Source organism: Pseudomonas sp. 21LCFQ02 (assembly GCF_024129895.2).
Lineage (GTDB): Bacteria > Pseudomonadota > Gammaproteobacteria > Pseudomonadales > Pseudomonadaceae > Aquipseudomonas.
Window position 1 is genome coordinate 1791229 of the sequence record NZ_CM178749.1, and the last position, 26078, is coordinate 1817306.

Annotated in this window: 20 protein-coding genes; 10 read left to right on the top strand and 10 right to left on the bottom strand. The window is 61.1% G+C overall.

Annotated features, from left to right (window positions below; all coding sequences use genetic code 11):
- Positions 1 to 23: 23 nt before the first annotated feature.
- From phaC (NJC40_RS08345) to NJC40_RS08385, 9 genes are all read right to left on the bottom strand, one after another.
- Positions 24 to 1706 carry a class II poly(R)-hydroxyalkanoic acid synthase gene (gene phaC / locus NJC40_RS08345; RefSeq protein ID WP_253140267.1) on the bottom strand — a complete coding sequence of 561 codons (1683 nt, stop codon included), beginning with the start codon at positions 1704 to 1706 and terminating at the stop codon, positions 24 to 26.
- Between the two features lie 220 nt (positions 1707 to 1926).
- A complete protein-coding gene (gene phaZ, locus NJC40_RS08350) occupies positions 1927 to 2781 on the bottom strand; it encodes a poly(3-hydroxyalkanoate) depolymerase (protein ID WP_045486479.1) in 855 nt (284 codons plus the stop codon).
- A 154-nt stretch (positions 2782 to 2935) separates the two neighbouring features.
- A complete protein-coding gene (gene phaC, locus NJC40_RS08355; RefSeq protein WP_045486482.1) occupies positions 2936 to 4615 on the bottom strand; it encodes a class II poly(R)-hydroxyalkanoic acid synthase in 1680 nt (559 codons plus the stop codon).
- A gap of 568 nt (positions 4616 to 5183) precedes the next feature.
- Positions 5184 to 5561, bottom strand: a complete 378-nt coding sequence (locus NJC40_RS08360) for a gamma-butyrobetaine hydroxylase family protein (protein ID WP_253112225.1) — start codon at positions 5559 to 5561, stop codon at positions 5184 to 5186.
- Between the two features lie 122 nt (positions 5562 to 5683).
- Positions 5684 to 7021, bottom strand: a complete 1338-nt coding sequence (gene hslU, locus NJC40_RS08365) for an ATP-dependent protease ATPase subunit HslU (protein ID WP_045486488.1) — start codon at positions 7019 to 7021, stop codon at positions 5684 to 5686.
- A gap of 32 nt (positions 7022 to 7053) precedes the next feature.
- The gene (hslV, locus tag NJC40_RS08370; protein WP_045486491.1) at positions 7054 to 7590 is read right to left on the bottom strand and encodes an ATP-dependent protease subunit HslV; all 537 of its coding nucleotides are present in this window, start codon (positions 7588 to 7590) and stop codon (positions 7054 to 7056) included.
- A 199-nt stretch (positions 7591 to 7789) separates the two neighbouring features.
- Positions 7790 to 8497 (bottom strand): SPOR domain-containing protein, encoded by a 708-nt coding sequence (locus NJC40_RS08375; RefSeq protein ID WP_253140268.1) that lies wholly within the window; start codon positions 8495 to 8497, stop codon positions 7790 to 7792.
- A 1-nt stretch (position 8498) separates the two neighbouring features.
- Positions 8499 to 10235 carry an arginine--tRNA ligase gene (gene argS / locus NJC40_RS08380; protein WP_045486497.1) on the bottom strand — a complete coding sequence of 579 codons (1737 nt, stop codon included), beginning with the start codon at positions 10233 to 10235 and terminating at the stop codon, positions 8499 to 8501.
- A 120-nt stretch (positions 10236 to 10355) separates the two neighbouring features.
- Entirely contained in the window at positions 10356 to 12575 is a 2220-nt protein-coding gene (locus tag NJC40_RS08385) for a primosomal protein N' (RefSeq protein ID WP_045486501.1), read from the bottom strand.
- Positions 12576 to 12745: 170 nt separating this feature from the next.
- On the opposite strand from NJC40_RS08385, the gene rpmE reads away from it, so the two are divergent.
- Both rpmE and NJC40_RS08395 read left to right on the top strand, forming a co-directional pair.
- Complete coding sequence (gene rpmE, locus NJC40_RS08390; RefSeq protein ID WP_045486504.1) at positions 12746 to 12967, top strand: 50S ribosomal protein L31; 222 nt, start codon at positions 12746 to 12748, stop codon at positions 12965 to 12967.
- A gap of 418 nt (positions 12968 to 13385) precedes the next feature.
- Positions 13386 to 14654 carry a malic enzyme-like NAD(P)-binding protein gene (locus NJC40_RS08395; protein WP_045486508.1) on the top strand — a complete coding sequence of 423 codons (1269 nt, stop codon included), beginning with the start codon at positions 13386 to 13388 and terminating at the stop codon, positions 14652 to 14654.
- Positions 14655 to 14760: 106 nt separating this feature from the next.
- Here NJC40_RS08395 and NJC40_RS08400 read toward each other — a convergent pair whose 3' ends face one another.
- On the bottom strand, positions 14761 to 17199 hold the full coding sequence (locus NJC40_RS08400; protein ID WP_373568466.1) for a penicillin-binding protein 1A: 2439 nt from the start codon (positions 17197 to 17199) through the stop codon (positions 14761 to 14763).
- A gap of 209 nt (positions 17200 to 17408) precedes the next feature.
- Between NJC40_RS08400 and NJC40_RS08405 the strand changes: the two genes are divergently transcribed.
- The 8 genes from NJC40_RS08405 (at position 17409) to NJC40_RS08440 (ending at position 25793) form a co-directional block, all read left to right on the top strand.
- Complete coding sequence (locus NJC40_RS08405) at positions 17409 to 18473, top strand: pilus assembly protein PilM (RefSeq protein WP_045486514.1); 1065 nt, start codon at positions 17409 to 17411, stop codon at positions 18471 to 18473.
- Positions 18473 to 19033, top strand: a complete 561-nt coding sequence (locus NJC40_RS08410; protein ID WP_045486517.1) for a PilN domain-containing protein — start codon at positions 18473 to 18475, stop codon at positions 19031 to 19033. The genes NJC40_RS08405 and NJC40_RS08410 overlap by 1 nt, the downstream gene beginning before the upstream one ends.
- Entirely contained in the window at positions 19030 to 19653 is a 624-nt protein-coding gene (gene pilO / locus NJC40_RS08415) for a type 4a pilus biogenesis protein PilO (RefSeq protein WP_045486520.1), read from the top strand. Before NJC40_RS08410 ends, pilO begins: the two co-directional genes overlap by 4 nt.
- Positions 19650 to 20177 carry a pilus assembly protein PilP gene (locus tag NJC40_RS08420; RefSeq protein WP_045486523.1) on the top strand — a complete coding sequence of 176 codons (528 nt, stop codon included), beginning with the start codon at positions 19650 to 19652 and terminating at the stop codon, positions 20175 to 20177. The genes pilO and NJC40_RS08420 overlap by 4 nt, the downstream gene beginning before the upstream one ends.
- 47 nt (positions 20178 to 20224) lie before the next feature.
- A complete protein-coding gene (locus tag NJC40_RS08425) occupies positions 20225 to 22390 on the top strand; it encodes a type IV pilus secretin PilQ (RefSeq protein ID WP_253140269.1) in 2166 nt (721 codons plus the stop codon).
- A 4-nt stretch (positions 22391 to 22394) separates the two neighbouring features.
- Entirely contained in the window at positions 22395 to 22913 is a 519-nt protein-coding gene (aroK, locus tag NJC40_RS08430; protein ID WP_045494141.1) for a shikimate kinase AroK, read from the top strand.
- 118 nt (positions 22914 to 23031) lie between these two features.
- The gene (gene aroB / locus NJC40_RS08435; protein WP_253112240.1) at positions 23032 to 24135 is read left to right on the top strand and encodes a 3-dehydroquinate synthase; all 1104 of its coding nucleotides are present in this window, start codon (positions 23032 to 23034) and stop codon (positions 24133 to 24135) included.
- Positions 24136 to 24146: 11 nt separating this feature from the next.
- The gene (locus tag NJC40_RS08440) at positions 24147 to 25793 is read left to right on the top strand and encodes an AAA family ATPase (RefSeq protein WP_253112242.1); all 1647 of its coding nucleotides are present in this window, start codon (positions 24147 to 24149) and stop codon (positions 25791 to 25793) included.
- Positions 25794 to 26078 lie beyond the last annotated feature (285 nt).

Sequence of the window (26078 nt, forward strand, 5' to 3'; positions counted from 1 at the left end):
TGAAGGTTTGGGCGAGGTAGTGTTCAGCGCACACGGACGTAGGTTCCCGGTGCAGCTTCCATCGGCGGGTAGTTCTCGTTGCCCAGCGTCATACGGGTTTCACGCTGGGTGCCTGCGCGTTCCTGGATCCAGGCCAGCCAGGTCGGCCACCAGCTGCCATCCTGCTGTCTGGCGTCGTAATACCAGGCACGCGGGTCGCTGGTGAGTTCGCCACTTTCGACGAAGCTGGATTTCGGATTGCCCGGCGGGTTGAGAATGCTCTGCACATGACCGCTGCTGGACAGTACGAAGCGCCGCTCGCCGCCGAGCAGCAGGGTCGAGCGATAGACCGAGTCCCAAGGCGTGATGTGATCGTTGATGCCTGCCACGCTGAAGCTGTCTACCGTGACCTTCTGCAGGTCGATGGGCGTGCCGCAGACCTCCAGCCCGCCGGGATGATTGAGCGGGTTGTGTTTGAAAAAATCCAGCAGGTCGCCGTGCAGGGCGGCGGGCAATCGGGTGGTGTCGTTGTTCCAGTAGAGGATGTCGAACGGTGGCGGAGCCTTGCCCAACAGGTAGTTATTGATCCAGTAATGCCAGATCAGGTCATTGGGGCGCATCCAGGCGAACACCCGGTTGATCTCGCTGCCCTCAAGCACGCCGCGCTGATAAGAGCGCCGCTTGGCCGCTTCGAGGGTTTCTTCGTCGATAAACAGGGTGGCCGGGCTTTCGATCTGGCTGTCGAGCAGGCTGACCATATAAGTGGCGCTGGCGACCCGCCGCATCTGGCGCTTGGCCTGCAAATGACCCTGTAGCGCGGCGATGGTCAGACCACCGGCGCAGGCACCGACCAGATTGACCTCACGGGCACCGGTGATGGCGCGGCAGACATTCATCGCCTGTTCGGCGGCCTCGACATAGCTGGACAGCCCCCATTCACGATGGCGCACATCAGGATTGCGCCAACTGATGACGAAGGTTTGCAGGCCGTTCTTGAGGGCGTACTGCACAAAGCTGTTGGTCGGGCTCAGGTCGAAGACATAGAACTTGTTGATTTGCGGCGGCACGATGAGCAGCGGCCGGGTGTATTGCTTTTCGCTCATCGGCTTGTACTGGATCAGCTCCAGCAGCTCATTACGATAGACCACCGAGCCTGCCGTGGTGGCCAGGGTGCGGCCGATTTCGAAGGCGTCCTTGGTGGTCTGGCTGGGCAGGCCGTTGTTGTGCAGCAGGTCGTTGGCCATATGGCTCAGGCCCTTGACCAGGCTGTTGCCACCGGAGTTGAACAGCTCTTTGATCGCCAACGGGTTGAGCAGCGTATTGGACGGCGACAGCGCGTCGTTGATCAGGCTGAACATGAAATGCGCCCTGGCGCGGTCGTCGCCGGTCAGGTCGCTTTCGTCGATCCAGTGTCTGACCTGATGCTGCCAGCTCAGGTAAGCCTGCAAGCCGCGCCGGTACAGCGGGTTGAGGCTCCAGGTCGGATCAGCGAAGCGGCTGTCACGCGGGTTGAGCTGGTGCGGCGTTTCACCCAGCAAGACCCGACCGAGCTGATTGCCCAGCGCCAGGGCATGCCGGGCGGTGCGAAATGGGTGGCGCCAGCCTTGGGCGGCGACACTGCGCAGGGTGGACATCAGGTCCCGACCGCGCATGCCCATGATCGCGCTTTGTGCGTTGATGAAGGTCGCCGGGGTGGTCTCGGCGCTCTTCGCTGGTTTTTCTCGCATGAGGGCAACACTCCTTCGTCAAGCCATCAATGAATGTCAGGGCGCAGGCAGGGCTGCGCCGTTCTGCGCGGTTCGACGGTCCTCTCAGGTCGCGCGGGTACAACGGATCAGCAATGAGGGCAGTTCTAAAACCAACTGCTGGCCGGCGCCTGCTGCGCTGACGGCCTTGCTTGCGTTTTCAGGGCCGCCCTTGATCGTGCAGGGCGTCTGCAGGCCAGGTTCAATGCGCATTGGGTGTGGGATGCGGGTGCATGACCGCACGCTGACGTTCCTGCTGCAGAAAACTCATGATGATGGGCGCTACGGCTTCGGCCCGGGTGATCAGGAACAAATGACCGTCATCAATTATGTGTAGCTGGGCATTGGGTATCCGCCAGGCCAACAGGCGCATATTTATCAGTGGGATCAGCGGGTCATCATCGCCAGCGAGCACCAGGGTCGGCTGACGGATCTTGTGCAGCCAATGGATGCTGGTCCAGCCCATGCCGGCGAACAGTTGCCAGTAGTAACCCAACTTGCCTGACGAACGGACCTTGGCTGCATGATTGGCCGCCAGATGCGGGTCACGGCGAAACGCGCCGCCGTAGATTTCCGGGGCAATGCGGATCACGTGGGATGGCTGGATGTAGCGGCGTGGGCTGGCCATCAGCATCAGCACCCGCGGCTTGCCCGGCACCATCGCCATGCCGGCTGCTGTGGCTGCCAGCACCAGCTTTTTGCAGCGTTCGGGGTAGTCGTGGGCAAACTGCTGGGCCAGCGCGCCGCCCCAGGACACGCCGATGACGTTGACCTGGCCGTAATCAAGGTAGTCGAGCATGCGCGCCGCCAGCTTCGCCAGGCCTGGAAAGCGGTACGGGCGGTTGGGCGTCGAAGAGCCGCCGACCCCCGGCACATCGAAGGCAATCACCTCCATGTCCGGGTCCAGCGCTTCGACAAACGGAAACACCAGTTCCAGGTTGGCCCCGATGCCATTGAAGATCAGCAGCGGAGCCATATGGCTCTTGCCGGATCTGACGGCCGTCCGGATGGTGTGGCCGTCCAGGTCGATGGAGCGAAATACAAACGGTTGCGGCATGCCGGAGCCCTGTTGGTTAATACATCTGGAAAGATGTCCTGCGCCTTTCCCAGACCGACCGAGGCGTGGCCTCTGGCGTGCGACTGATCATTTATTGCGCAATGGCAGCTACCGGCCAGGATCCCTGGCTCCGGTAGTCTTGCCTTTACCAAGTCTAGCGCTCGTGAACATAAGTGCCCGGCGAGGCTTCTGCGGCTGGATAAGCCTTGTTGCCCAGGCTGGCGGGTGACTTTTTCAGCTCGCCGGAGCGCTCGGTCAACCAGCTCTGCCAGTGCAGCCACCACGAATCGGTGTGCTTGGTGCCGTTTTCCTGCCAGGCGATCGGGTCGAGCGGCAGTTCTTCGTTGGTCATGTAGCGGGCCTTGGGGTTGCCCGGCGGGTTGAGAATGCTCTGGATATGGCCGCTGCTCGACAGCACGAACTCGGTCTTGCCGCCAAACAGCCGCGCCGAGCGGTAGCACGCCTGCCATGGGGTGATGTGGTCGTTGGTGCCTGCCAGGCAGAAGATGTCGTTGGTCACCTGCTTGAGGTCGATTGCCGTGCCGCACACTTCCAGTGCATTGGGGCGGGTGAACGGGTTGTTCTTGAACATCTCGATCAGGTCGCCATGGAACGCCGCAGGCAGCCGCGTGGTGTCGTTGTTCCAGAACAGGATGTCGAAGGCCGGTGGCTCGTTGCCCAGCAGGTAGTTGTTGACCCAGTAGTTCCAGATCAGGTCATTGGGGCGCATCCAGGCGAAGACCTTGGCCATGTCGCGGCCTTCCAGTACCCCGGACTGATACGAGTGGCGCTTGGCCGCTTCCAGGGTCTGCTCGTCGACGAACAGCGCCACTTCGTTCTCCAGGGTGGTGTCGAGCACGCTGACCATCAAGGTCATGGCGTTGATCTTGCGCTCGTTCAGCGCTGCATAGTGGCCCAGCAGCGCGGTGCAGGTGATGCCGCCCGAGCAGGCGCCAAGCACGTTGACGTCCGGGCTGCCGGTGATTGCCGAGACCACGTCGATGGCTTCTTTGAGCGCCTCGATATAGGTCGAAAGCCCCCACTCGCGCTGGGCCTTGGTCGGGTTGCGCCAGCTGATGATGAAGGTCTGCACCTTGCTGCCCAGGCAGAAGCGCGCCAGGCTTTTTTCCGGGCTCAGGTCGAAGACGTAGAACTTGTTGATCTGTGGCGGGATTACCAGCAGCGGGCGTTCATGGGTCTGCTCGGTGGCCGGCTTGTACTGGATCAGTTCCAGCACGTCATTGCGAAATACCACTGCGCCTTCGCTGGTGCCCAGGTTCTTGCCGACCTCAAAGGCATCCATGTTGACCTGGCTGGGCATGCCGCCGTTATGCACCATGTCCTTGGCCAGATGCGACAGGCCATCAAGCAGGCTCTTGCCGCCGGTTTCGAAGAAACGCTTGACCGCTGCCGGGTTGGCCGCCGTATTGGTCGGCGCCATGGCTTCGGTCATCAGGTTGATGACGAAATGCCCGCGGCTGATGTCCTGCGGGGTCAGGCTGCTGCCGTCGAGCCAATCATGCAGCTCTTTGCGCCAGGCCAGATACACCTGCAAATAGCGGCGATACAGCGGGTTCTGACTCCAGGCCGGGTCCTGAAACCGACGATCGTCAGCGGCCGGTTGCAGGCCCGAGCGGCCAATGACGACGTTTTTAAGCTCCAGCCCCAGATGTGCGACATGTTTGAGGCTGTGGATCGGTTGCCTGAGCGCCAGGCGCATGACCATGCGCGCGGTGGTCAGTAAGTCCTTGCGGCGCAAGCCCACAACCGGGTTCAGGCCCAGTGTGTGTTCAGAAGCCTGGCGCGGCAGGTCATCGTTGTTCTTGCTACTCATCTACGACGCTCCGTTGTCCTGAGGCGAGTACCGGTTTTCCTTTGAGCAGTGGCTCTGGAAGAGTCGGTACTACTGCTCGTGTGACCGATGATGGCTGTTCGGGCACCGCTAAAAACGACCTGCGTTGTCATCGCTGCGTTAAAAACAGGCTCAGCATGCTCATTTACAACCCGTAAAGTCGTGCGCTTTGCCTGTTTTTACCTTGCGCTGACTGCCTCGCCTACGTTTTTAGAGGCGCCCTGGTATGCCGATTCCCGATGGGCATGCCGAATGACAGGCAGGGCGTCTGAACTGCGGCGCTGCGTGTCACTACGTCCTGGCTCCCCATTGGGCGCCTCTAAAAACTGCCCGCGTTTTTAGAAGCACCCATTTCCCGCTGCGTCGAAACGATGCAGTGAATGTGCCGTAATCATTGGTTACGCGAGATTGCACATAGTCGCAAGCAGCACCATGTATAGGCCGCTGCGCGGCACATTCAAGCAAAACAGATTAGAAACCGCTTACTAAAACGGCAAACGGTGCAGGGAGCATAGACGCTGATTGTGAAATTGCGCGGTCAGCGAAGCGATCAGAGCATCAGACGCACGACTTGTTCGTGCGGGTCGCGGCTTTTGCCGGCTTTTTTCAGCTCTTGCAGGTAGTCATCCCACAGCGCGTTCTGGCGCTGGCCCAGCTCGAAGAGATAATCCCAGGTGAACAGGCCGCTGTCGTGGCCATCGTCGAAGGTCAGCTTGAGGGCGTACTGGCCGGCCGGCTCGACCTTGGTCAGGCCCACGCCGAGTTTGCCGAACTGCAGGATCGGCTTGCCGTGCCCCTGAACCTCGGCAGAAGGGGAGTGCACACGCAGAAACTCGGCAGGCAGATCGTACTGCTCGCCGGACGCGTATTTGAGCGTCAGGGTTTTCGACGCCTTGTGCAATTGAATGGCAGTGGGGATTTTGTTCATGGCGTCAGCTTAAGCGTGGCCGGCGGCAAGCCACAAGCGTAGGAGCGGCTTCAGCCGCGAAAAATTCGCGGTTGAAGCTTTCGCGGTTGATGCTTCGCAGTTAAAGCTGCTCCTACAGGCTTTTACAGGATGTAGCGCGACAGGTCTTCGTCGTTGGCCAGTTCGCCCAGGTGGCTGTTGACGTAGTCGGCGTTGATCTCGATCGGCTCGGCATCCGGGCTGCTGGCCAGGTCGCCGGCGCTGAACGACAGTTCTTCGAGCAGGCGTTCGAGCAGGGTGTGCAGGCGGCGCGCACCGATGTTCTCGGTCTTCTCGTTGACCTGCCAGGCGATTTCCGCCAGGCGCTTGATGCCGTCTGGCTTGAATTCGATGTTCAGGCCTTCGGTCTTGAGCAGTTCGCGATACTGTTCGGTCAGCGAGGCGTGCGGTTCGCTGAGGATACGTTCGAAGTCTTGAGGGGACAGCGCCTTGAGTTCGACACGAATCGGCAGACGGCCTTGCAGCTCGGGCACCAGGTCGCTTGGCTTGCTCAGGTGGAACGCGCCGGAGGCGATGAACAGGATATGGTCGGTTTTGACCATGCCCAGCTTGGTGTTAACCGTGCAGCCTTCGATCAATGGCAGCAGGTCGCGCTGCACGCCTTCACGAGACACGTCGGCGCCGCCGACATTGCCGCGTTTGGCAACCTTGTCGATCTCGTCGATGAACACGATGCCGTGTTGCTCCACGGCTTCAAGGGCCTTGGCCTTGAGTTCGTCGTCGTTGACCAGACGGCCGGCTTCTTCTTCGCGGACCATCTTCAGCGCTTCTTTGACCTTGAGCTTGCGGGTCTTGCGGCGGCCCTTGCCCATGTTGGCAAACAGGCTCTGCAATTGATTGGTCATCTCTTCCATGCCTGGCGGGGCAGAGATGTCCACACCCACCGACTCGCTGACCTCGATCTCGATTTCCTTATCGTCCAGCTGGCCTTCACGCAGGCGCTTGCGGAACAACTGGCGGGTATTGGAATCGCTGGTCGAGACCGGCTCTTCGTTGAAACCGCTACGTGCCGGTGGCAGCAAGGCATCAAGGATGCGGTCTTCGGCAGCGTCTTCAGCACGATGCCGAACCTTGATGATCTCCTGCTCGCGCAGCAGCTTCATCGCGGCATCGGCCAGGTCGCGGATGATCGACTCGACGTCACGGCCGACGTAGCCGACTTCCGTGAACTTGGTAGCTTCGACCTTGATGAACGGTGCATTGGCCAGCTTGGCCAGGCGACGGGCGATTTCGGTCTTGCCGACGCCGGTCGGGCCGATCATCAGAATGTTCTTGGGGGTGACCTCGACACGCAGTTCTTCAGGCAACTGCATGCGCCGCCAGCGGTTGCGCAGGGCAATGGCGACGGCGCGCTTGGCGTCATCCTGGCCAATGATGTGGCGGTTCAGTTCGTGGACAATTTCGCGGGGAGTCATGGACATGGTGGTAATGGTCCTCAAGCGCAGGCAGGCCGTCAGGCTTGCTCGGCGAGGTCCTGCTCCTCAATGGTGATGTTGTGGTTGGTGAATACGCAAATATCGCCAGCGATGTGCAATGCGGTTTCAGCGATCTCGCGGGCCGGCAGCTCGGTTTTCTGCAGTAGCGCACGGGCAGCGGCCTGGGCGAAGGCGCCACCGGAACCCATGGCGATCAGGCCATCTTCGGGTTCGACCACGTCACCGTTGCCGGTGATGATCAGCGAGGCATCTTTGTTGGCGACGGCCAGCATCGCTTCCAGGCGGCTGAGCGAGCGATCGGTACGCCAGTCCTTGGCCAGTTCTACGGCAGCACGGATCAGGTGGCCCTGATGCTTTTCGAGCTGGGCTTCAAAACGCTCGAACAGGGTAAAGGCGTCGGCGGTGGCACCGGCGAAACCGGCGATGACCTGGCCGTGGTACAGGCGGCGCACCTTCTTGGCGTTGCCTTTCATCACGGTGTTGCCCAAGGAAACCTGGCCGTCACCGGCCATGACGACTTTGCCGTGGCGGCGGACTGAAACGATGGTGGTCAAGGGGAGAGTCTCCACGCAGCGGGGCGAAAATGCCCTGATGGAAACTGATATGGGGATGGCGACGCCTATTTCAACCTGCTGACATGTGTCGGACCTGCTTTCGCGACCAAGGTCGCCCACCTCAATTCAGACTTGAAATGAGGTGGGAACGAGCTTGCTCGTGAAAGTGGCAGAACCGGCACAACATCAGAGCGGGTGTTCAGCGGCTCTGGCGCTGTTGTAACAGCAGGTTGCTGAAGCCGCCGCCAGCCAGTTGCTTCTGGGCGGTGGTCAACTGGTCGCGGTTGCTGAACGGGCCGACCAGTACGCGGTACCAGGTTTCTTCCTTGACCGTACCGGACTCTACGGTCGCGGTCTGGCCCAGCAGGATGATCTGCGCACGGACTTTCTCGGCGTCGGCCTGCTTGCGGAACGAGCCAGCCTGCAGGAAGAAGCGGGTGACCGGTGCCGGTTTGGTTTCGGTGGTCGCCACCGGTGGCGCGGGTGGCGGCGTCAGGCCGCTCAGGGCCGCCTGGGCGCGGGCGGTGTCGATCTTCGCGGCCTGCTCCGGGGTGACCGGCGCGACTGGCGTGATCGCAGGCGCGGGCGGGGTTTTCTCCGGCACCGCCTCTTTGGGCACGATGACTTCCGACTCTGGCAGCAGAGTATAGAAGTCGTACTTGGGCTTGACCGCTGCCGGGCTCGGCGGGGTCTTGTTGGCCTCGGCGATCTTGGCTGCCGCCTTGGCCTCGGCTTTTTCGCGCTTGACCTCACTGCCACCGGGCTCAAGCTTCATCAGAAAGACAATGAAGGCGCCGACCGTCAGGCCGACAGCCAACCATACCCATCCTGGGATCGGCTTCTTCGCGGGGGCCTCGTAACGGCTGGCTCCCCGCTTGGGAGCTGCTTTCTTCTTCGCAACGGCCAACTTACATGCGCTCCAGAGTTTCCAGGCCCAGCAGTTCCAGGCCTTGCTTGAGAGTGCGTCCGGTCAGGGCGGCCAGGCGCAGGCGGCTTTGTTGTTGTTCCGGGGTTTGTGCACCCAGGATCGGGCAGTTTTCATAGAAGCTTGAGAACAGGCCCGCGAGGTCATAAACATAGGCGCAAAGCACATGCGGGGTGCCTTTTTCTGCGACGTTGTTCAGTACTTCGCCGAACTGCGCCAGGCGCGCGGCCAGTTCCTGCTCCTGTTCGGCCTCCAGGACGATCTGCCCCTGGCTGGCATCGAACGGCGCGCCGAGCTTGCGGAACACCCCGGCGATACGGGTGTAGGCGTACAGCAGGTACGGTGCAGTGTTGCCCTCGAAGCTGATCATCAGATCGAAGTTGAAGCTGTAGTCGCTGGTGCGGTGCTTGGACAGGTCGGCGTACTTCACCGAGCTGATGCCCACGGCCTTGGCGATGCTGCGCAGTTCGGCCTCGTCCAGTTCCGGGTTCTTTTCCTTGACCAGGGCATAGGCGCGCACTTCGGCTTCGTCGAGCAGGTCGATCAGTTTTACCGTGCCGCCATCGCGGGTTTTGAACGGCCGGCCGTCGGCGCCATTCATGGTGCCGAAGCCCATGTGTTCCAGTTGCATGCCCGGATGGGTGAAGCCGGCGCGGCGCGCCACTTCAAAGACTTGCTGGAAGTGCAGGGCCTGGCGCTGGTCGACGAAATACAGCACGCGGTCGGCCTGCAAGACCTTGCTGCGGTAGCGCATGGCTGCCAGGTCGGTGGTGGCGTACAGGTAACCGCCACCGGCTTTCTGCACGATCACCGGCAGTGGCGTGTCGTCAGCGGTGCGGAATTCTTCGAGGAACACACACTGCGCGCCTTCACTTTCGACCAGCAGGCCGGCGCTTTTCAGGTCGCTGACCACATTGGCCAGGTCGTCGTTGTAGGCGCTTTCACCTTTGACGTCGGCCGGGGTGAGGTTGACGTTCAGGCGGTCGTAGGTCTTCTGGCAGTGCGACAGCGAGATGTCGTTGAAACGTTGCCACAGCGCCAGGCAGTCGGCGTCGCCGGCCTGCAGCTTGACCACCAGCGAGCGGGCGCGGTCGGCGAACTCTTCAGACTCGTCGAAGCGCTGCTTGGCGGCGCGGTAGAAGTTTTCCAGGTCCGACAGTTCGTCGCTGGTGGTGGGCTTTTCCTGCAGGTAGGCCAGCAACATGCCGAACTGGGTGCCCCAGTCGCCGACGTGGTTCTGGCGAATCACGGTGTCGCCCAGGTAGCCCAGTACATTGGCTACTGCATCGCCGATGATGGTCGAGCGCAGGTGGCCGACGTGCATCTCTTTGGCGAGGTTAGGGGCGGACATGTCGACCACCACACGTTGCGCTGCACCCGCCTTGCGCACCGACAACCGTTCGTCGGAGAGTGCGGCGTCGAGGCGGCTGGCCAGCGCCTGAGTGTTCTGGAAGAAGTTCAAAAAGCCGGGGCCGGCGATCTCGACCTTGCTGATCTGCTCGTCGGCAGGCAGGGCGGCAATCAGTTTTTCGGCCAGCTCACGCGGTTTCATGCCGGCCGGCTTGGCGAGCATCATGGCAATGTTGCTGGCAAAGTCGCCGTGGGTCTTGTCCCGGGCGTTTTCAACCTGGATCGCCGGCGTCAGCCCTTGTGGCAAGACGCCCTCGGTTTCGAGTCGGGTCAGGGCTTGTTGGATCAGCTGGCGAATGGTGTCTTTCATGAGGTTCTCTTCAACAACCGCAAGCGCGGTAGCGCCTGGATGCGCGGGTGGAAAAACTGCACATTATCCGTGGCCGGGGCGGGCTTGCCAACCTTGACGCATGCCCGTGTCGGTTTCGTTTCAATACAGGTCGACCGGGTCAACGTCCAACGACCAGCGCACCTGGCGGCCACTGGGCATCTGTTCGAGGATCAGCAGCCAGCTACTGAGCAGTCGATGCAACGGTGCGCGGGCATTGGCCTGGACCAACAGTTGTGCCCGATAGCGTCCGGCGCGGCGTTCCATCGGAGCCGGAACCGGGCCAAGAAGTTCGATGCCGCCGGGATCGATTTGCTCCAGCAGTTGCTCGGCCTCGGCGCAGGCTTGATCCAGAAACAGCTCGGCCTGTCCGGGTTTGTGGGCTTCGGCGCGCAGCAGTGCCAGGTGCGAGAAGGGCGGCAGACCAGCGCCGCGGCGCTCGCTCAGGGCCTGTTCGGCAAAGGCGAAGTAGCCTTGTTCGGTCAATTGGACGAGTAGCGGATGGTCGGCCAGATGGGTCTGGATAATCACCTTGCCTGGCTCTTCGGCACGCCCTGCGCGCCCGGCCACCTGGACGATCAATTGCGCCATGCGCTCGCTGGCGCGGAAATCGCCGGAGAACAGCCCGCCATCGGCATCCAGGATCGCCACCAGCGTGACCCGTGGAAAGTGATGACCCTTGGCAAGCATCTGGGTGCCGACCAGGATGCACGGCTGACCGCGCTGGATGGTGGCAAACAGCTGGTTCATCGCGTCTTTGCGCGAGGTGCTGTCGCGGTCGACCCGTAACACCGGGTAATCGGGGAACAGAATCGCCAGGCGCTCCTCGGCGCGTTCGGTGCCGGCGCCGATGGGGCGCAGATCGACCTTGCCGCACGACGGGCACTGGCGCGGTACCCGTTCGGAGTACCCACAGTGATGGCAGCGCAGTTCGCCAGAGCGCTGGTGGACGGTCATGCGCGCATCGCAGCGCGGGCAACCTGACAGCCAGCCGCAGTCATGGCACAGCAGGGTCGGGGCAAAGCCGCGGCGGTTGAGGAACACCAGCACTTGCTGACCTGCGCTCAAGGTCTGGCCGATGGCCTGTTGCATCGGCCCGGAAATACCGCTGTCCAGTGGCCGGCTCTTGACGTCCAGGCGCAGGAAGCGGGGCTGTTTGGCCCCTCCGGCGCGCTGGTTGAGGCGCAGCAGGCCATAGCGACCGGTGTAGGCGTTGTGCAGGCTTTCCAGTGACGGTGTGGCCGAGCCGAGCACGATGGGGATGTTTTCCTGGCGGGCGCGGACGATGGCCAGGTCGCGGGCGTGGTAGCGCAAGCCCTCCTGCTGTTTATAGGAACCGTCGTGTTCTTCATCGATGATGATCAGCCCCGGATTTTTCATCGGCGTGAACAGCGCCGAGCGGGTGCCGATAATGATGTCGGCGTCACCATCGCGGGCCGCCAGCCAGTGGTCGAGGCGCTCACGGTCATTGACCGCCGAATGCAGCAATGCGATGCGGGCATTGAAGCGTTGCTCGAAGCGCGCCAGGGTCTGGGGGCCGAGGTTGATCTCCGGGATCAGTACCAGCGCCTGCTTGCCAGCCATCAGGGTCTGGTGGATCAGTTGTAGATACACCTCGGTCTTGCCGCTGCCGGTGACGCCTGCCAGCAGGCAGGCATGAAAACTGCCAAAGCCAGCCTGAATCGCTTCGCAGGCGGCACGCTGTTCGTCGTTGAGGGGCAGTTCGGGCTGGGCCAGCCAGTGTTCGTGACGCGGCGCAGGCGCCTGGCTGCGTACCTGGACCTCGACCAGCCCTTTGGCCAGCAGCAGGTTGAGGCTGTTTTTGTTCAGCATCAGCTTGTCGAGTAGCTGATGAGCCACGCCATGCGGGTGCTGCGCCAGGGTGGCCAGGGCTTTACGTTGTGCCGGGGCGTTGCTGATGCGTGGATCCTGTGGGTCGGCACCGGCCGTCACCTGCCAGAACCGTTCCTGACGGCTCTCGGCCGGTTCGCCCTGGCGCAGCAGCACCGGCAGCGCCCAGCTCAGGGTGTCGCCCAGGCTGTGCTGATAATACTGCGCGGTCCACAGGCACAGCTTGAACAGCGCTGGCGGCAATGGTGAATGGCTGTCGAGCAGGGCAATGGCCGGTTTGAGCTTGTCGGCGGGCACTTCGCTGTGATCGCTGATTTCTACCAATACACCGATCATTTCCCGGCGCCCGAACGGTACGCGCAGGCGCATGCCCGGTTGCAGTGCGTTGCGCGGCGTACCGGCCGGGGCGCGGTAGTCGAACAGGCGGCGCAGCGGCGAAGGCAGGGCAAGGCGCAGGATGACGTCGGGCACGCGAGCAGTTCCGTATGGCAATCGGGGGCGGATGGGCGATGGTAACAGACGACAGTCGGCTTTAAGGTTCGTTTGCGTAATGGCAATTGTCTGGTAATATTTGCCGCCTATTTTGCGTGCGGTATCCGACAATAGTGTCGGGTGGCGGCCCGCCATTCGAGGAAGTCCCCATGAAAGCCGATATCCATCCAGTTTACGAAGCGATCGACGCCACCTGCAGCTGCGGTAACGTCATCAAGACCCGTTCCACCCTGGCCAAGCCTCTGAGCCTGGACGTGTGCAACGAGTGCCACCCGTTCTACACCGGCAAGCAGAAGACTCTGGACATTGGTGGTCGTGTTGACCGCTTCAAGTCCCGCTTCGGTGCTTTCGGCGCTGCCAAAGCACAGTAATCGCGGTTCCCGGACGGCCCTTCGGGCCGGTCCTGGTAACTCGAAAAGGCGCCCCTTGCGGGCGCCTTTTTCATGTCTGTCGTTTGCTCGATTGGGTATTCAGGCGCTGCGTCACTTCGACGCAGTCCGGTTCGGACAGGGCAAATGCAACTCTGGCAAACGGCTGTGCCAGAGTGGTCTAGAGTCATGGCAAGTGTGTTGGCGGGTGACAATCCAGCCCCCGCAGAGGCTTGAAACACCGAATTGATAGCAGGATTCGGTCAGATTTTGCATTAGTGCGACATTATCTATTCCAGAAATGCAATCCCGACATTCGCCCTCTTGACAGCAGTGACTGACCAGTCTTGTGAGGATTATGCATCTTGCGTATCCTCGACGGTTCGTCTGTCCCACCGTAATAAAGCGGAAATCCTATAACATGTCCGATCTGAAAACCGCTGCGCTTGAATATCACGCCAATCCCCGTCCGGGAAAACTGAGCGTGGAACTGACCAAGCCAACTGCAACTGCCCGTGACCTGTCGCTGGCTTACAGCCCTGGCGTTGCCGAACCTGTACGTGAAATTGCCCGTGATCCTGAACTGGCTTACAAGTACACCGGCAAGGGTAACCTGGTAGCAGTCATTTCCGACGGCACCGCCATTCTGGGCCTGGGCGATCTGGGGCCGCTGGCTTCCAAGCCGGTCATGGAAGGCAAAGGGGTTCTGTTCAAGCGTTTCGCTGGCATCGACGTGTTCGATATCGAAGTCGATTCTGAAAGCCCGCAAGCCTTCATCGATACCGTAAAGCGCATCTCCATCACATTCGGCGGCATCAACCTGGAAGACATCAAGGCACCTGAGTGCTTCGAGATCGAAAAGGCCCTGATCGAACAGTGCGACATCCCGGTATTCCACGACGACCAGCACGGTACTGCCATCGTGACGGCAGCCGGCATGATCAACGCGCTGGAAATCGTCGGCAAGAGCCTCGACACCGCCAAGATCGTCTGCCTGGGTGCCGGCGCTGCGGCCATCTCCTGCATGAAGTTGCTGGTGAGCATGGGCGCCAAGATTGAAAACATCTTCATGATCGACCGCTCCGGCGTCGTTCATTCCGGCCGTACCGACTTGAACCAGTACAAGGCAGCCTTTGCCCACGCAACCGAAAAGCGCACTCTGAGTGACGCTCTTGACGGTGCTGACGTGTTTGTTGGCCTGTCTGGTCCGAACCTGCTGAGCGCTGAAGACCTCAAGCGCATGGCTCGTGACCCGATCGTGTTCGCTTGCTCGAACCCGGACCCGGAAATCAAGCCGGAGCTGGCTCACGAAACCCGTAGCGACGTGATCATGGCCACCGGCCGCTCGGACTACCCGAACCAGGTCAACAACGTCCTGGGCTTCCCGTTCATTTTCCGTGGTGCCCTGGACGTACGCGCCAAGCGCATCAACGAAGAAATGAAAATCGCCGCAGCCAAGGCACTGAGCGAACTGGCCAAACTGCCGGTGCCTCAGGAAGTCAGCGATGCCTACGGCGGCGTGAAGCTGGAATACGGTCGTGAGTACATCATTCCCAAGCCGCTGGATGTGCGCCTGCTGAGTGTGATTTCCGACGCGGTGGCAAAAGCGGCCATCGAAAGCGGTGTAGCGACCCTGCCGTATCCGAAGCACTACCCGCTGACCAGCGTTGACGACGTGTTCAACGGCTGACAGCAACCCCCCAAAAAAAACCGGCCTGATGGCCGGTTTTTTTATGGGCGTAGGAGCGGCTTTAGCCGCGAAGGCTTCCCGGCTAAAGCCGGTCCTACGAGGTCGATCAGAAGAGGTCTATGGGTGCCGCCTCATCCGCCGGCAGCGGGCTGCCCGGTACGCTGCCGCCCAGTTCGTTGACGCTCGGGGGCGTGTCTTCACTCTTGAACAGCTCGAAGAACGCATTGGGCGTGCTTGGTGTGGCGGCGCGGCCGCTGATCGGGTCGACCCGCAGGCTGAGGATGCCATCGGGCTCGGCTTGCTGGTGCGGCGGTTTGTCTTTGAGCGCAGCACTCATGTAGTCCATCCAGATCGGCAGCGAGACGGTCCCGCCAAACTCATGCCGGCCCAGGCTTTCCGGCTGGTCGAAGCCGGTCCAGACGGTGGTCACGTAGTCGGCGTTGTAGCCGGAGAACCAGGCGTCCTTTGACTCGTTGGTGGTGCCGGTTTTGCCGGCGATGTCCGGGCGGTTCATCGACAGTGCCCGACGTGCGGTGCCGCGTTTGATGACGTCCTGCAGGATGCTGTTGAGGATGTAGGTGGTCCGGCTGTCGACCACCCGCTCGGCGACCACCGGGGCCGGATTGTCAGTGGCCGATGCAGGGGTCAGGGTTTCGATCGGCGGCGTGTCGTGTACGGCGAAGGTCGAGGTGTCCGGTGCGGTCTTGACCTCGGTGGCCGGTACGGTCGCCGGGTTGGCGGCGAACAGAACCTGGCCGTCGCGGTTTTCGATGGTCTGGATCAGGTACGGGCTGACCTTGTAGCCGCCGTTGGCGAACACGCCCCAGCCTGTAGCGATCTCCATCGGCGTCAGGGTTGCGGTGCCCAGCGACAGCGAGAGGTTGGGCGGCAGGTCCTGCTTGGCGAAACCGAAACGGGTGATGTAGTCGATGGTCGGCTGCACGCCCAGTTGTTGCAGCAGGCGGATCGAGACCAGGTTGCGCGACTTGTACAGTGCTTCACGCAGGCGGATCGGGCCAAGGAAGGTGCCGTTGTCGTTCTTCGGGCGCCAGACCTTGTCGACAGCTTCATCGACGAACACGATCGGCGCGTCGTTGACCAGGCTGGAAGCGGTATAGCCATTGTCCAGCGCTGCGCTATAGATGAACGGTTTGAAGCTCGAACCCGGCTGCCGTTTGGCCTGCATGGCGCGGTTGTAGTTGCTTTGCTCGAACGAGAAGCCGCCTACCAAGGCACGGATCGCACCGTTGCGCGGGTCCAGCGATACGAGGGCGCTCTGTGCAGCCGGGATCTGGGTGAACTTGAGCGTGCCGTCTTGCTGGCGCAGGACCCGGATCAGGTCGCCCACCTGGGCCACGTCAGCCGCCTGGCGAGGGTTGGCGCCCATGCTGTTGGTGTTCAGGTAGGGGCGGGCCCATTTCATGCTGGCCCAATCGACGTGTTCTTCTTTCTCTCCGTTGCGGGTCAACACGCGCAGGCCGGTCTTGTCGACCTGGGTGACGATGGCGGGCTCAAGCCCGTTGACCGGACGCTGTTTCTCCAGTTCCTGGACCCATGCCGCGCGAGTCAGGCCAGGGAAGCGGCTTTCCGGGCCACGATAGCCGTGACGCTGGTCATACTCGATCAGGCCCTGGCGCACAGCATTGTTGGCGTGTTCCTGCAGATCGCTGGGCACCGTAGTGGTAACGCGGAAGCCTTCGGTATAGGCCTCGCTGCCATAACGGCCGACCATTTCGGCGCGGGCCATTTCTGCAATATAAGGGGCGTACACTTCCGGCGTCGGAACGTGATAGCTGGCGTTCATCGGCTCGCTCAGTGCGGCCTGATAGGCGCTTTGCGAGATTTTGCCGAGGTGGTACATGCGCCCCAGAATCCAGTCGCGGCGCTCTTTGGCGCGGGCCGGGTTGGCCAGTGGGTTGAAGCGTGAAGGTGCCTTGGGCAGACCTGCGATGGTTGCCATTTGCGCCAGGCTGACGTCGCGGATCGATTTGCCGTAATAGACCTGTGCAGCCGCTTCAATACCGTAGGCGCGGTTGCCCAGGTAGATCTTGTTCACGTACAGCTCAAGGATCTCGTCCTTGGTCAGCTGGCGTTCGATTTGCAGGGCAAGCAGGATTTCAGTGGTTTTGCGCGAAAAACTGCGCTCACTGGTCAGGAAGAAGTTCTTCGCGACCTGCATGGTGATGGTGCTGCCGCCCGACTGGATATGGCCGCTCTTGACCAGCTCACTGGCTGCACGTGCCAGGCTGGAAGGGTCCACGCCGTAGTGGTTGGCGAAGTTGTCATCTTCGGCCGCCAGCAGGGCATTGATGAAGTTCGGTGGAATGTCCGCGAAACGCACTGGGGCGCGGCGCATTTCGCCGAATTCGGAGATCAGCTTGCCATCGCTGCTGTAGACCCGTAGCGGGATCTGCAACTGGATGCTGCGCAGGGCTTCAACCGAGGGCAGGTTCGGGCTCAGGTAGAGAAAGGCTCCGCTCAGGCCCAGCAACAGTGAGCAGAACACTGCAACGAGGGACCACCAGAAAAACTTCAGCAGGCGTATCAAGGCTTTTGGATTTCCAGAAAAGAAGATGAGAGGGGCGCGGGCATCAACAAATCAATACAGTCGCAAGCGTTTGGTGAACAAAAAGCGCCCGGCATTATAAGCATTTTTCGTCTCCGGGCGTGATTTGCGCTAATGTCATGCCTGTCTATGGCGCTGTCGTGCCCAAAACGTTCCGTAAGTGACGGAAAACGCATAGGAATCAGGTCGTGTTCGAACTCTTCAGCAAGAAGGCCCACACCCTTCTAGGGATCGATATTAGCTCCACTGCGGTAAAACTCCTCGAACTGAGTCGTTCCGGCAGCCGTTACAAAGTCGAGTCCTATGCGGTCGAACCATTGCCGGCCAATGCTGTGGTTGAAAAGAACATTGCCGAGCTCGAAGGCGTCGGCAGCGCGTTGGGGCGCGTCGTGGTCAAGGCCCGTACCAACGTCAAGAATGCGGCGGTGGCGGTGGCGGGTTCTGCCGTGATCACCAAGGTGGTCGAGATGGATGCCGGGTTGTCGGATGATGACATGGAGAACCAGCTCAAGCTCGAAGCCGACCAGTACATCCCCTACCCGCTGGAAGAGGTCGCCATCGATTTCGAGGTGCAGGGGTATTCGGTGCGCAACCCCGAGCGCGTCGAGGTCTTGCTGGCCGCGTGTCGCAAGGAGAACGTCGAGGTCCGCGAAGCCGCCCTGGCGCTGGCCGGCCTGACCGCCCGGGTCGTCGACGTCGAGGCTTATGCGCTGGAGCGCTCGTTCAGCCTGTTGTCGGCCCAACTGGGCAAAGGCCATGAAATGCTCACCGTTGCGGTCGTCGATATCGGCGCGACCATGACCACGCTGAGTGTGCTCCACCAGGGACGCATCATCTACACCCGTGAGCAGTTGTTCGGTGGCAAGCAACTGACCGAGGAAATCCAGCGCCGTTATGGTCTGTCGATGGGCGAGGCAGGGCTGGCCAAGAAGCAGGGCGGGCTGCCGGATGACTACGGCAGCGAGGTGCTGGAGCCCTTCAAGGACGCCATGGTGCAGCAGGTTTCGCGCTCTTTGCAGTTCTTCTTTGCGGCCGGCCAGCACAACTCGGTGGACTACATCATGCTGGCCGGCGGTTCGGCTTCGATTGCCGGTCTTGAGCACCTGATCCAGAAGCGTCTCGGCGTGCCGACCATGGTCGCCAACCCGTTTGCCGATATGGCGCTGAGTTCCAAGGTCAATGCCGGGGCCCTGGCCAGCGATGCTCCAGCGTTGATGCTTGCCTGTGGTCTGGCCATGAGGAGTTTTGACTGATGGCACGGATCAACCTTCTTCCTTGGCGCGAGCAACAGCGCGAGGAGCGCAAGAAGCGTTTTGTCACCGCGCTGGTGGGGGCGTTGGTGGTCGCGGTGGCAATCGTGTTGTTCATCGACCAGGGCCTGAGCCACGCCATTGATCAGCAGGACGCACGCAACACCTTCCTGCAGGGTGAGCTGGCCCAGCTCGACGTGCGCATCAAGGAAATCAGCGAATTGAAAGCGCGCCGCAAGCAGTTGCTCGAACGGATGAAAATCATTCAGGACCTGCAAGGCAACCGGCCGGTGATTGGTCGCGTCTTCGATCAGTTGGTGCGGACCTTGCCTGACGATGTGTATTTTTCCGACGTCAAAATGACCGGCAACCTGATTGCCATCAACGGCGTTGCGCAATCGAACAACCGCGTTTCCGATCTGATGCGTAATCTTGATGCTTCTGACTGGTTCGAAAGCCCCGTACTTATCGAGGTCAAGGCCAACGCTACGGACCAGACCAATGTCTTCCAGTTGACGGTGCGCCAGACCCAGCCCGCCGAGGCAGAAGGAGCCACGCCGTGAATTTCTCCGAATGGATGGACGGCCTGCGCAAGATCGACCTCAACGACCTGGACATGAGCAATCTGGGGTCGTGGCCGGCGGCCGTGAAAGTGGCAGCCTGTGGGCTGCTAATGATGCTGGTGCTGGCGCTGGGCTATTTCTTTTATATTCAGGATCTGGAAAACCGCCTCGAAGGCGCGCGCACCAACGAAGGCGTACTCAGGGAGCAATACACTGCCAAGGCCTTCCAGGCGGCAAACCTGGAGCCTTACAAGAAGCAGATGGTCGAGATGGAAAATACCTTTGGTGCACTGCTGCGGCAGTTGCCCAGTGATACCGAGGTGCCGGGGCTGCTTGAAGACATCACCCGCACCGGGTTGGGGAGCGGCCTGGAGTTCGAGGAGATCAAGCTGTTGCCTGAGGCGGCCCAACAGTTTTATATCGAACTGCCGATCCAGATTACGGTGGTGGGCGGGTATCACGACCTGGCCACCTTTGTCAGCGGCGTGGCGAGTCTGCCGCGGATCGTCACCCTGCATGACTTCGAGATCAAGCCGGTCGACCCCAAGAGCAACAGCAAATTGCGTATGAATATCCTCGCCAAGACGTATCGTTACAACGATGAAGGGCTGAAAAAATGAAGGCGGCGCGTCTGTGGTGCGTCAGCCTGGCGGTGTTGGGGCTGGCAGGTTGTGGCGGTAGCGATGATCACTCTGACCTGACCGTATTCGTCGAGGATGCCAGGGCGCGGCCGACCGGCACCATCGAGGCACTGCCCAAATTCAGGCCCTATGAAGCCTTTACCTATAACGCTTCAAGCTTGCGCAGCCCCTTTCAGCCGCCAGTCAAAATTGATGCGCTGAACCGCCAGCGCGGCTCGCGCCTGGTCAAACCGGACGAGACGCGGGTTAAGCAGTTTCTTGAAGGCTTCAATATCGAGACCTTTGAAATGGTCGGAACGATAGGTAATGAATCGGGTACATTCGCGCTGCTGAGCGGGGCCGGCGGTGTGCATCGGGTCAAAGTGGGTGACTATCTGGGGCGTAGCAATGGCCGTATTGTGTCGGTCAGTGACGCGCAGGTCGAAGTTGTTGAAATCGTTCCTGACGGGGAAGGGGGCTGGCTGGAAAGGCCGCGCAGTATCCCTCTCAAAGAGCGCTCATGAAGTGGGCAAAGCCAAGCATGCATAACACCGCACAACGGAAATTGAACATGACCAGGATTCTCTCGATTATCGGCGTGTCGCTATGGATTGCGATGGTCGCTCCGATAGTCCAGGCTGCCACGCTCAAGACGCTCGATGTCGCCACGCTGCCCGGAGACCGTATCGAACTGAAACTGGCGTTCGACGCTCCGGTGGCTGCGCCTCGCGGTTACACCACCGAGCAGCCGGCGCGCATTGCACTCGACCTGCCCGGGGTCAACACCCAGCTGACCAACCGCAGCCGCGATCTGGGGACCGGTAATGCCCGTAGCGTTGTCGTGGTGCAGGCCAACGACCGCACCCGAATCATCATCAACCTGACCACCCTGTCGCCCTACAGCACCCGGGTTGAGGGCAATAACCTGTTCGTTGTCATCGGTCAGGGCGCCACCGCGGCGCAAGCCTCCCAGCCGGGCACGGCGCAAGCTGCAGCACGCGGCGCTACGCCCGCTGCGAGTGGCGCCGCCAGGCCTGCCGCAGTCGCCTCGGGGGTGGCCATCGCGCCAGGGGCCAGGGCCGTACGCAATCTGGATTTTCAGCGTGGTGAGCTGGGTGAGGGCAATGTTCTCATCGACCTGAGCAGCGCTGGCATCGCTCCGGATATTCAGGAGCGCAACGGTAAAATCTTTGTCGACTTCGCCAAGACCCAGCTCCCTGACCCTTTGCGTGTACGGCTGGATGTCAAGGATTTCGCCACCCCTGTGCAGTTCGTCACGGCAACCACCTCGGGTGACAAGACCAGTATCAGCATCGAGCCGTCCGGGGCCTATGACTATTCCGCCTATCAGACCGAAAACCGCCTGACCATCAGCGTCCGCCCTCTGACCAATCAGGATCTGGAGCGCCGTGCGGCGGACAAACCTGTGTATACCGGCGAGAAGCTGTCACTCAACTTCCAGGACATTGATGTGCGGTCGGTGCTGCAATTGATTGCCGACTTCACCAACCTCAACCTGGTCGCCAGCGACACCGTACAGGGCGGCATTACCCTGCGTCTGCAGAATGTGCCCTGGGACCAGGCGCTGGATCTGGTGCTCAAGACCAAGGGCCTGGACAAGCGCAAGATCGGTAATGTGTTGCTGGTGGCGCCGGCCGACGAGATCGCCGCCCGTGAGCGCCAGGAACTGGAGTCGCAAAAGCAGATCGCCGAGCTGGCACCGCTGCGTCGTGAGCTGTTGCAGGTCAACTACGCCAAGGCTGCGGATATTGCCAAGCTGTTTCAGTCAGTGACCAGTGCCGAGGCTCAGGTCGAGGAACGTGGCTCGATCACCGTGGATGAGCGCACCAACAACATCATTGCCTATCAGACCCAGGAGCGTCTTGATGAGCTGCGGCGCATCGTTGCCCAGCTGGACATTCCGGTGCGTCAGGTGATGATCGAAGCGCGCATCGTCGAGGCCAACGTCGATTACGACAAGGCGCTGGGCGTTCGCTGGGGCGGCAGCCGGACCAGTGGCAGCGGCAAGTGGATCGGCTACGGGCTGGATGACAACCTCACCTCCGCGAGCACCTCGGGTGGCAGCAACGCCACTACCGATGTGGGTTCATCGGGTACGAGTACGGCTGCCTCGAACCGCAACATCCCGTTCGTCGATCTCGGCGCGCCGGATGCCACGGCGGGCTTCGGCATCGGCTTCATGACCAGCAACACCCTGATCGACCTCGAACTCAGTGCCATGGAAAAGAGCGGTAACGGCGAGATCGTCTCCCAGCCCAAGGTTGTCACCTCTGACAAGGAAACCGCCAAGATCCTCAAAGGCACCGAAATTCCCTATCAGGAGTCCAGCTCCAGTGGCGCGACCACGGTGAGCTTCAAGGAGGCTTCGCTGTCACTGGAGGTCACCCCGCAGATCACCCCGGACAACCGCATCATCATGGAGGTCAAGGTCACCAAGGACGAGCCGGATTACCTCAATGCCGTGCTGGGTGTGCCGCCGATCAGGAAAAACGAGGTCAACGCCAAGGTGCTGATTTCCGATGGCGAGACTATTGTTATTGGCGGCGTGTTTTCCAACACTCAAAGTAAAGTTGTAGAAAAAGTGCCATTCCTTGGCGATGTGCCGTATGTTGGCCGCCTTTTCCGGCGTGACGTGGTGTCTGATTCAAAATCCGAGCTTCTGGTATTTCTGACACCACGCATCATGAACAACCAGGCGATTGCTGTGGGTCGTTGATTCTGTGCGAAATCTAATACTTGTAGGGCCGATGGGGGCAGGCAAAAGCACCATCGGTCGTTTGCTGGCCAAAGAACTGCGACTTCCGTTCAAGGATTCGGACAAGGAAATCGAGCTGCGTACCGGTGCCAACATCCCGTGGATCTTTGATCGGGAGGGCGAGGCCGGCTTTCGTGAGCGTGAGCAGGCGGTGATTGGTGAACTCTGTGCTGCCGATGGGCTGGTACTGGCAACCGGCGGCGGGGCGGTGATGCGCGAAGCAAACCGCAAGGCACTGCATGCCGGCGGCCGGGTGGTCTATCTGCATGCTTCGGTCGAACAGCAGGTCAGTCGTACGGCCCGTGACCGCAATCGTCCGCTGTTGCGCACTGCCAATCCGGCTCAGGTGCTGGCTGATCTGCTGGCCCTGCGTGATCCGCTGTACCGGGAGATTGCCGATGTGGTGATCGAAACCGACGAGCGGCCGCCGCGAATGGTGGTGCTGGAGATCCTGGGCCGTCTGGCCGAGCTCGCTCCCCGTTAAAGCGCGGCCGAAAATGCGCTATTCTCGGCGACCATTAAAACGAAAGCAGCAGGCGGCAGGCGCCGCCTTTTGCTCTGGTGCGCGAAAAGCGCCCAATCGCTAATCAATGTGGGGAAACATGCAGACTCTGACGGTCGATCTTGGTGAGCGTAGCTACCCGATTCATATTGGCGAAGGTCTGCTGGACCAGCCTGAGCTTCTGACACCGCATATCGTTGGTCGTCAGGTGGCTATCGTGACCAACACCACGGTTGCGCCGCTGTATCTGGAACGCCTGACCAAGACTCTGGCCGGCTATACGGTTCTGCCGGTGGTGCTGCCTGACGGTGAGGCCTTCAAGAACTGGGAAACCCTGCAACTGATCTTCGACGGCCTGCTTGGCGCCCGGCATGATCGCCGTACCACCGTCATCGCCCTGGGCGGTGGTGTGATCGGTGACATGGCGGGTTTTGCCGCAGCCTGCTATCAGCGTGGGGTGAACTTCATTCAGATCCCCACCACCCTGTTGTCCCAGGTCGACTCTTCGGTCGGTGGCAAGACCGGCATCAATCACCCGCTGGGCAAGAACATGATCGGTGCGTTCTACCAGCCATCGGTGGTGCTGATCGATACCCGCTCGCTGAACACCCTGCCCGAGCGCGAACTGTCAGCGGGTCTGGCCGAAGTCATCAAGTATGGCCTGATCTGCGACGAACCGTTCCTGAGCTGGCTGGAAGACAATATCGATGCGTTGCGCGGCCTGGACCAGGTGGCGCTGACAGCGGCCATCGAGCGTTCATGTGCGGCCAAGGCACGGGTGGTAGGTGCCGATGAGCGTGAGTCGGGAATTCGCGCGACCCTGAACCTGGGTCACACCTTTGGCCACGCCATCGAAACCGAGATGGGGTATGGTGTGTGGCTGCATGGCGAGGCGGTTTCGGCTGGCACCGTCATGGCTCTGGAAATGTCCGCGCGGCTGGGCTGGATCACCACTCAGGAGCGCGATCGTGGTATTGCTCTGCTGTTGCGCGCCGGATTGCCGGTTGTGCCGCCGCAGGAAATGACTGAGGCGCAATTCATGGCGCACATGGCGGTCGACAAGAAAGTGATCGATGGCCGCATGCGCCTGGTATTGCTGCGACAGCTGGGTGAGGCGGTGGTCACTGACGACTACCCGCAAGACGTACTCAAGGCCACTCTGGTGACGGATTACCGCGCCCTGGTGGATCAGCTTAGAGGTTAATGGAAAGACCGATGACTAGTTTGCACGCCGACGAGGCCTTTCTCGGCCACTATCAGTTGAGTCACGACCCCTTTGCGGCGCGGGTGCCTGGCTTCAAGTTTTTCCCTGCCCAGCGTAAGCCGGTGCTGGGCCAGTTGCATCACCTGGCGCGTTACAGCCAGTTGCTGCTGGCTGTTACCGGCCCCCAGGGCAGCGGCAAGACCCTGCTGCGCCAGGCACTGGTCGCCAGCACCAACAAGCAGTCCGTGCAGAGTGTAGTGATATCGGCACGTGCGGCCGGTGATGCTGCCGGGGTATTGCAGCAGGTCGCCGAATCGCTGGGAATTTCCAGCGCCGAGATGAAGCCGATCCTTGCCCAGGTCGTGCAACTGGCCCTGACGGGACAGGAAGTCTACATTCTGCTCGACGATGCGGAACAACTCGGTGATTCGGCACTCGAAGCCCTGCTGGGGCTGGCTGAGGGCGCGCCGGAAGGGCGTCCGCATGTATTTCTGTTCGGTGAGGCATCGCTGATCGATCGTCTCGACCAGATATGTGCCGGCATGCACGGTGACACCGAAGGCGAGCGCTTTCACGTTATCGAGCTGCAGCCCTACAACGAAGAAGAAACTCGTGAGTATCTGGCACAACGCCTGGACGGTGCGGGACAGGGTATTGCCTTGCTGAGCGCCGATCAGATCGCCGATATCCACGAGCAGTCCGATGGCTGGCCCGGGATCATCAACCAGGTGGCCCGCGATTCAATGATCGAGGCGATGATCGCGAGTCGCTCCGCGGTCAAGCGCCCTAGCGTAGGGTTCAACATGCCGAAGAAACACATACTGGCCCTGGGGGCTGTGGTCGTGGCCGCCGTGGCCGCCGCAGTGCTGATCCCGGGCGGCGACAAGAGCAATACGGCCAATCCGCCGACCAATGCCCAGGCCCAATTGCCGTTGGGGCAAGGTACCCAGCCTGCTCAGCAGTCAAATAATGGTGGTCCGGCCATCGAGTTTGCAGGCAACTCGCAACCGATGCCATTGCCGCTGGCCGGCAATTCGCAACCGGTCATGCGCGGTCCACTGGCCGAGGCGACCGGTTCCGGTCCGAGTGACGAAGACGCGGTGCCTAGCACCTCGCCTGCCAGCCCGCCTACCGTGACCACCAGCGCCCCGCCAGCCGGCCACCAGGCTGCTGAAGTGCCGCGCTCGTCGATTCCTGCGCCAGCGGCACCTGCGCCGGCACCGGCGCCTGCTGCAAAGCCGGCTCCGGCTCCTGCTCCACAGACCCAGGTGGCGACTGCCAAGCCGGCACCTGCCCCGGCGCCAGCACCAGCACCAGCGGCTAAGCCGGCCGAGAAGCCCGTGGCAGCCGCACCCGCCAAACCGGCGACAGGCGGTAGCTGGTACAGCGGCCAGGCTCCTGGTCGCTATGTGGTGCAGATCCTGGGGACCAGTTCCGAGTCCACTGCCCAGGCTTACATCGCCGAGCAGGGCGGTGAGTACCGCTACTTCAAGAAAACCCTGCAGGGCAAACCCCTGTATGTGATCACCTACGGTAACTTTGCTGATCGCAATGCTGCCCTGGCTGCGATCAAAAACTTGCCAGCCAAGGTCCAGGCTGGTAAACCTTGGCCTCGTACTGTGGCCAGCATCCAGCAAGAACTCGGCGCTTCTCGCTAAGCGTGCGGATTGAAGCGGCCCGCCAAGGGCCGCTTACCTCGATATCCCGCTGTTTATCCCCAGGACGCACCCTTCTGCCAAGGGTGTGATTCTGGCGGTGTCCGCGCTACAAACTCCCCTGCCAACCCCCTTTGGTCGTCAAAAATAGATTTGACTAACATAGGGCGTCACTTTAAAACCTTCATAAATGCGACACGCTTTTTCAGTAAATAGTCATTAAATTTGTGGGCTCATGCCCTGCTGTGTACAATGCCCTCCGTTTTGCTTCTCCAAAGCCGGCGTACG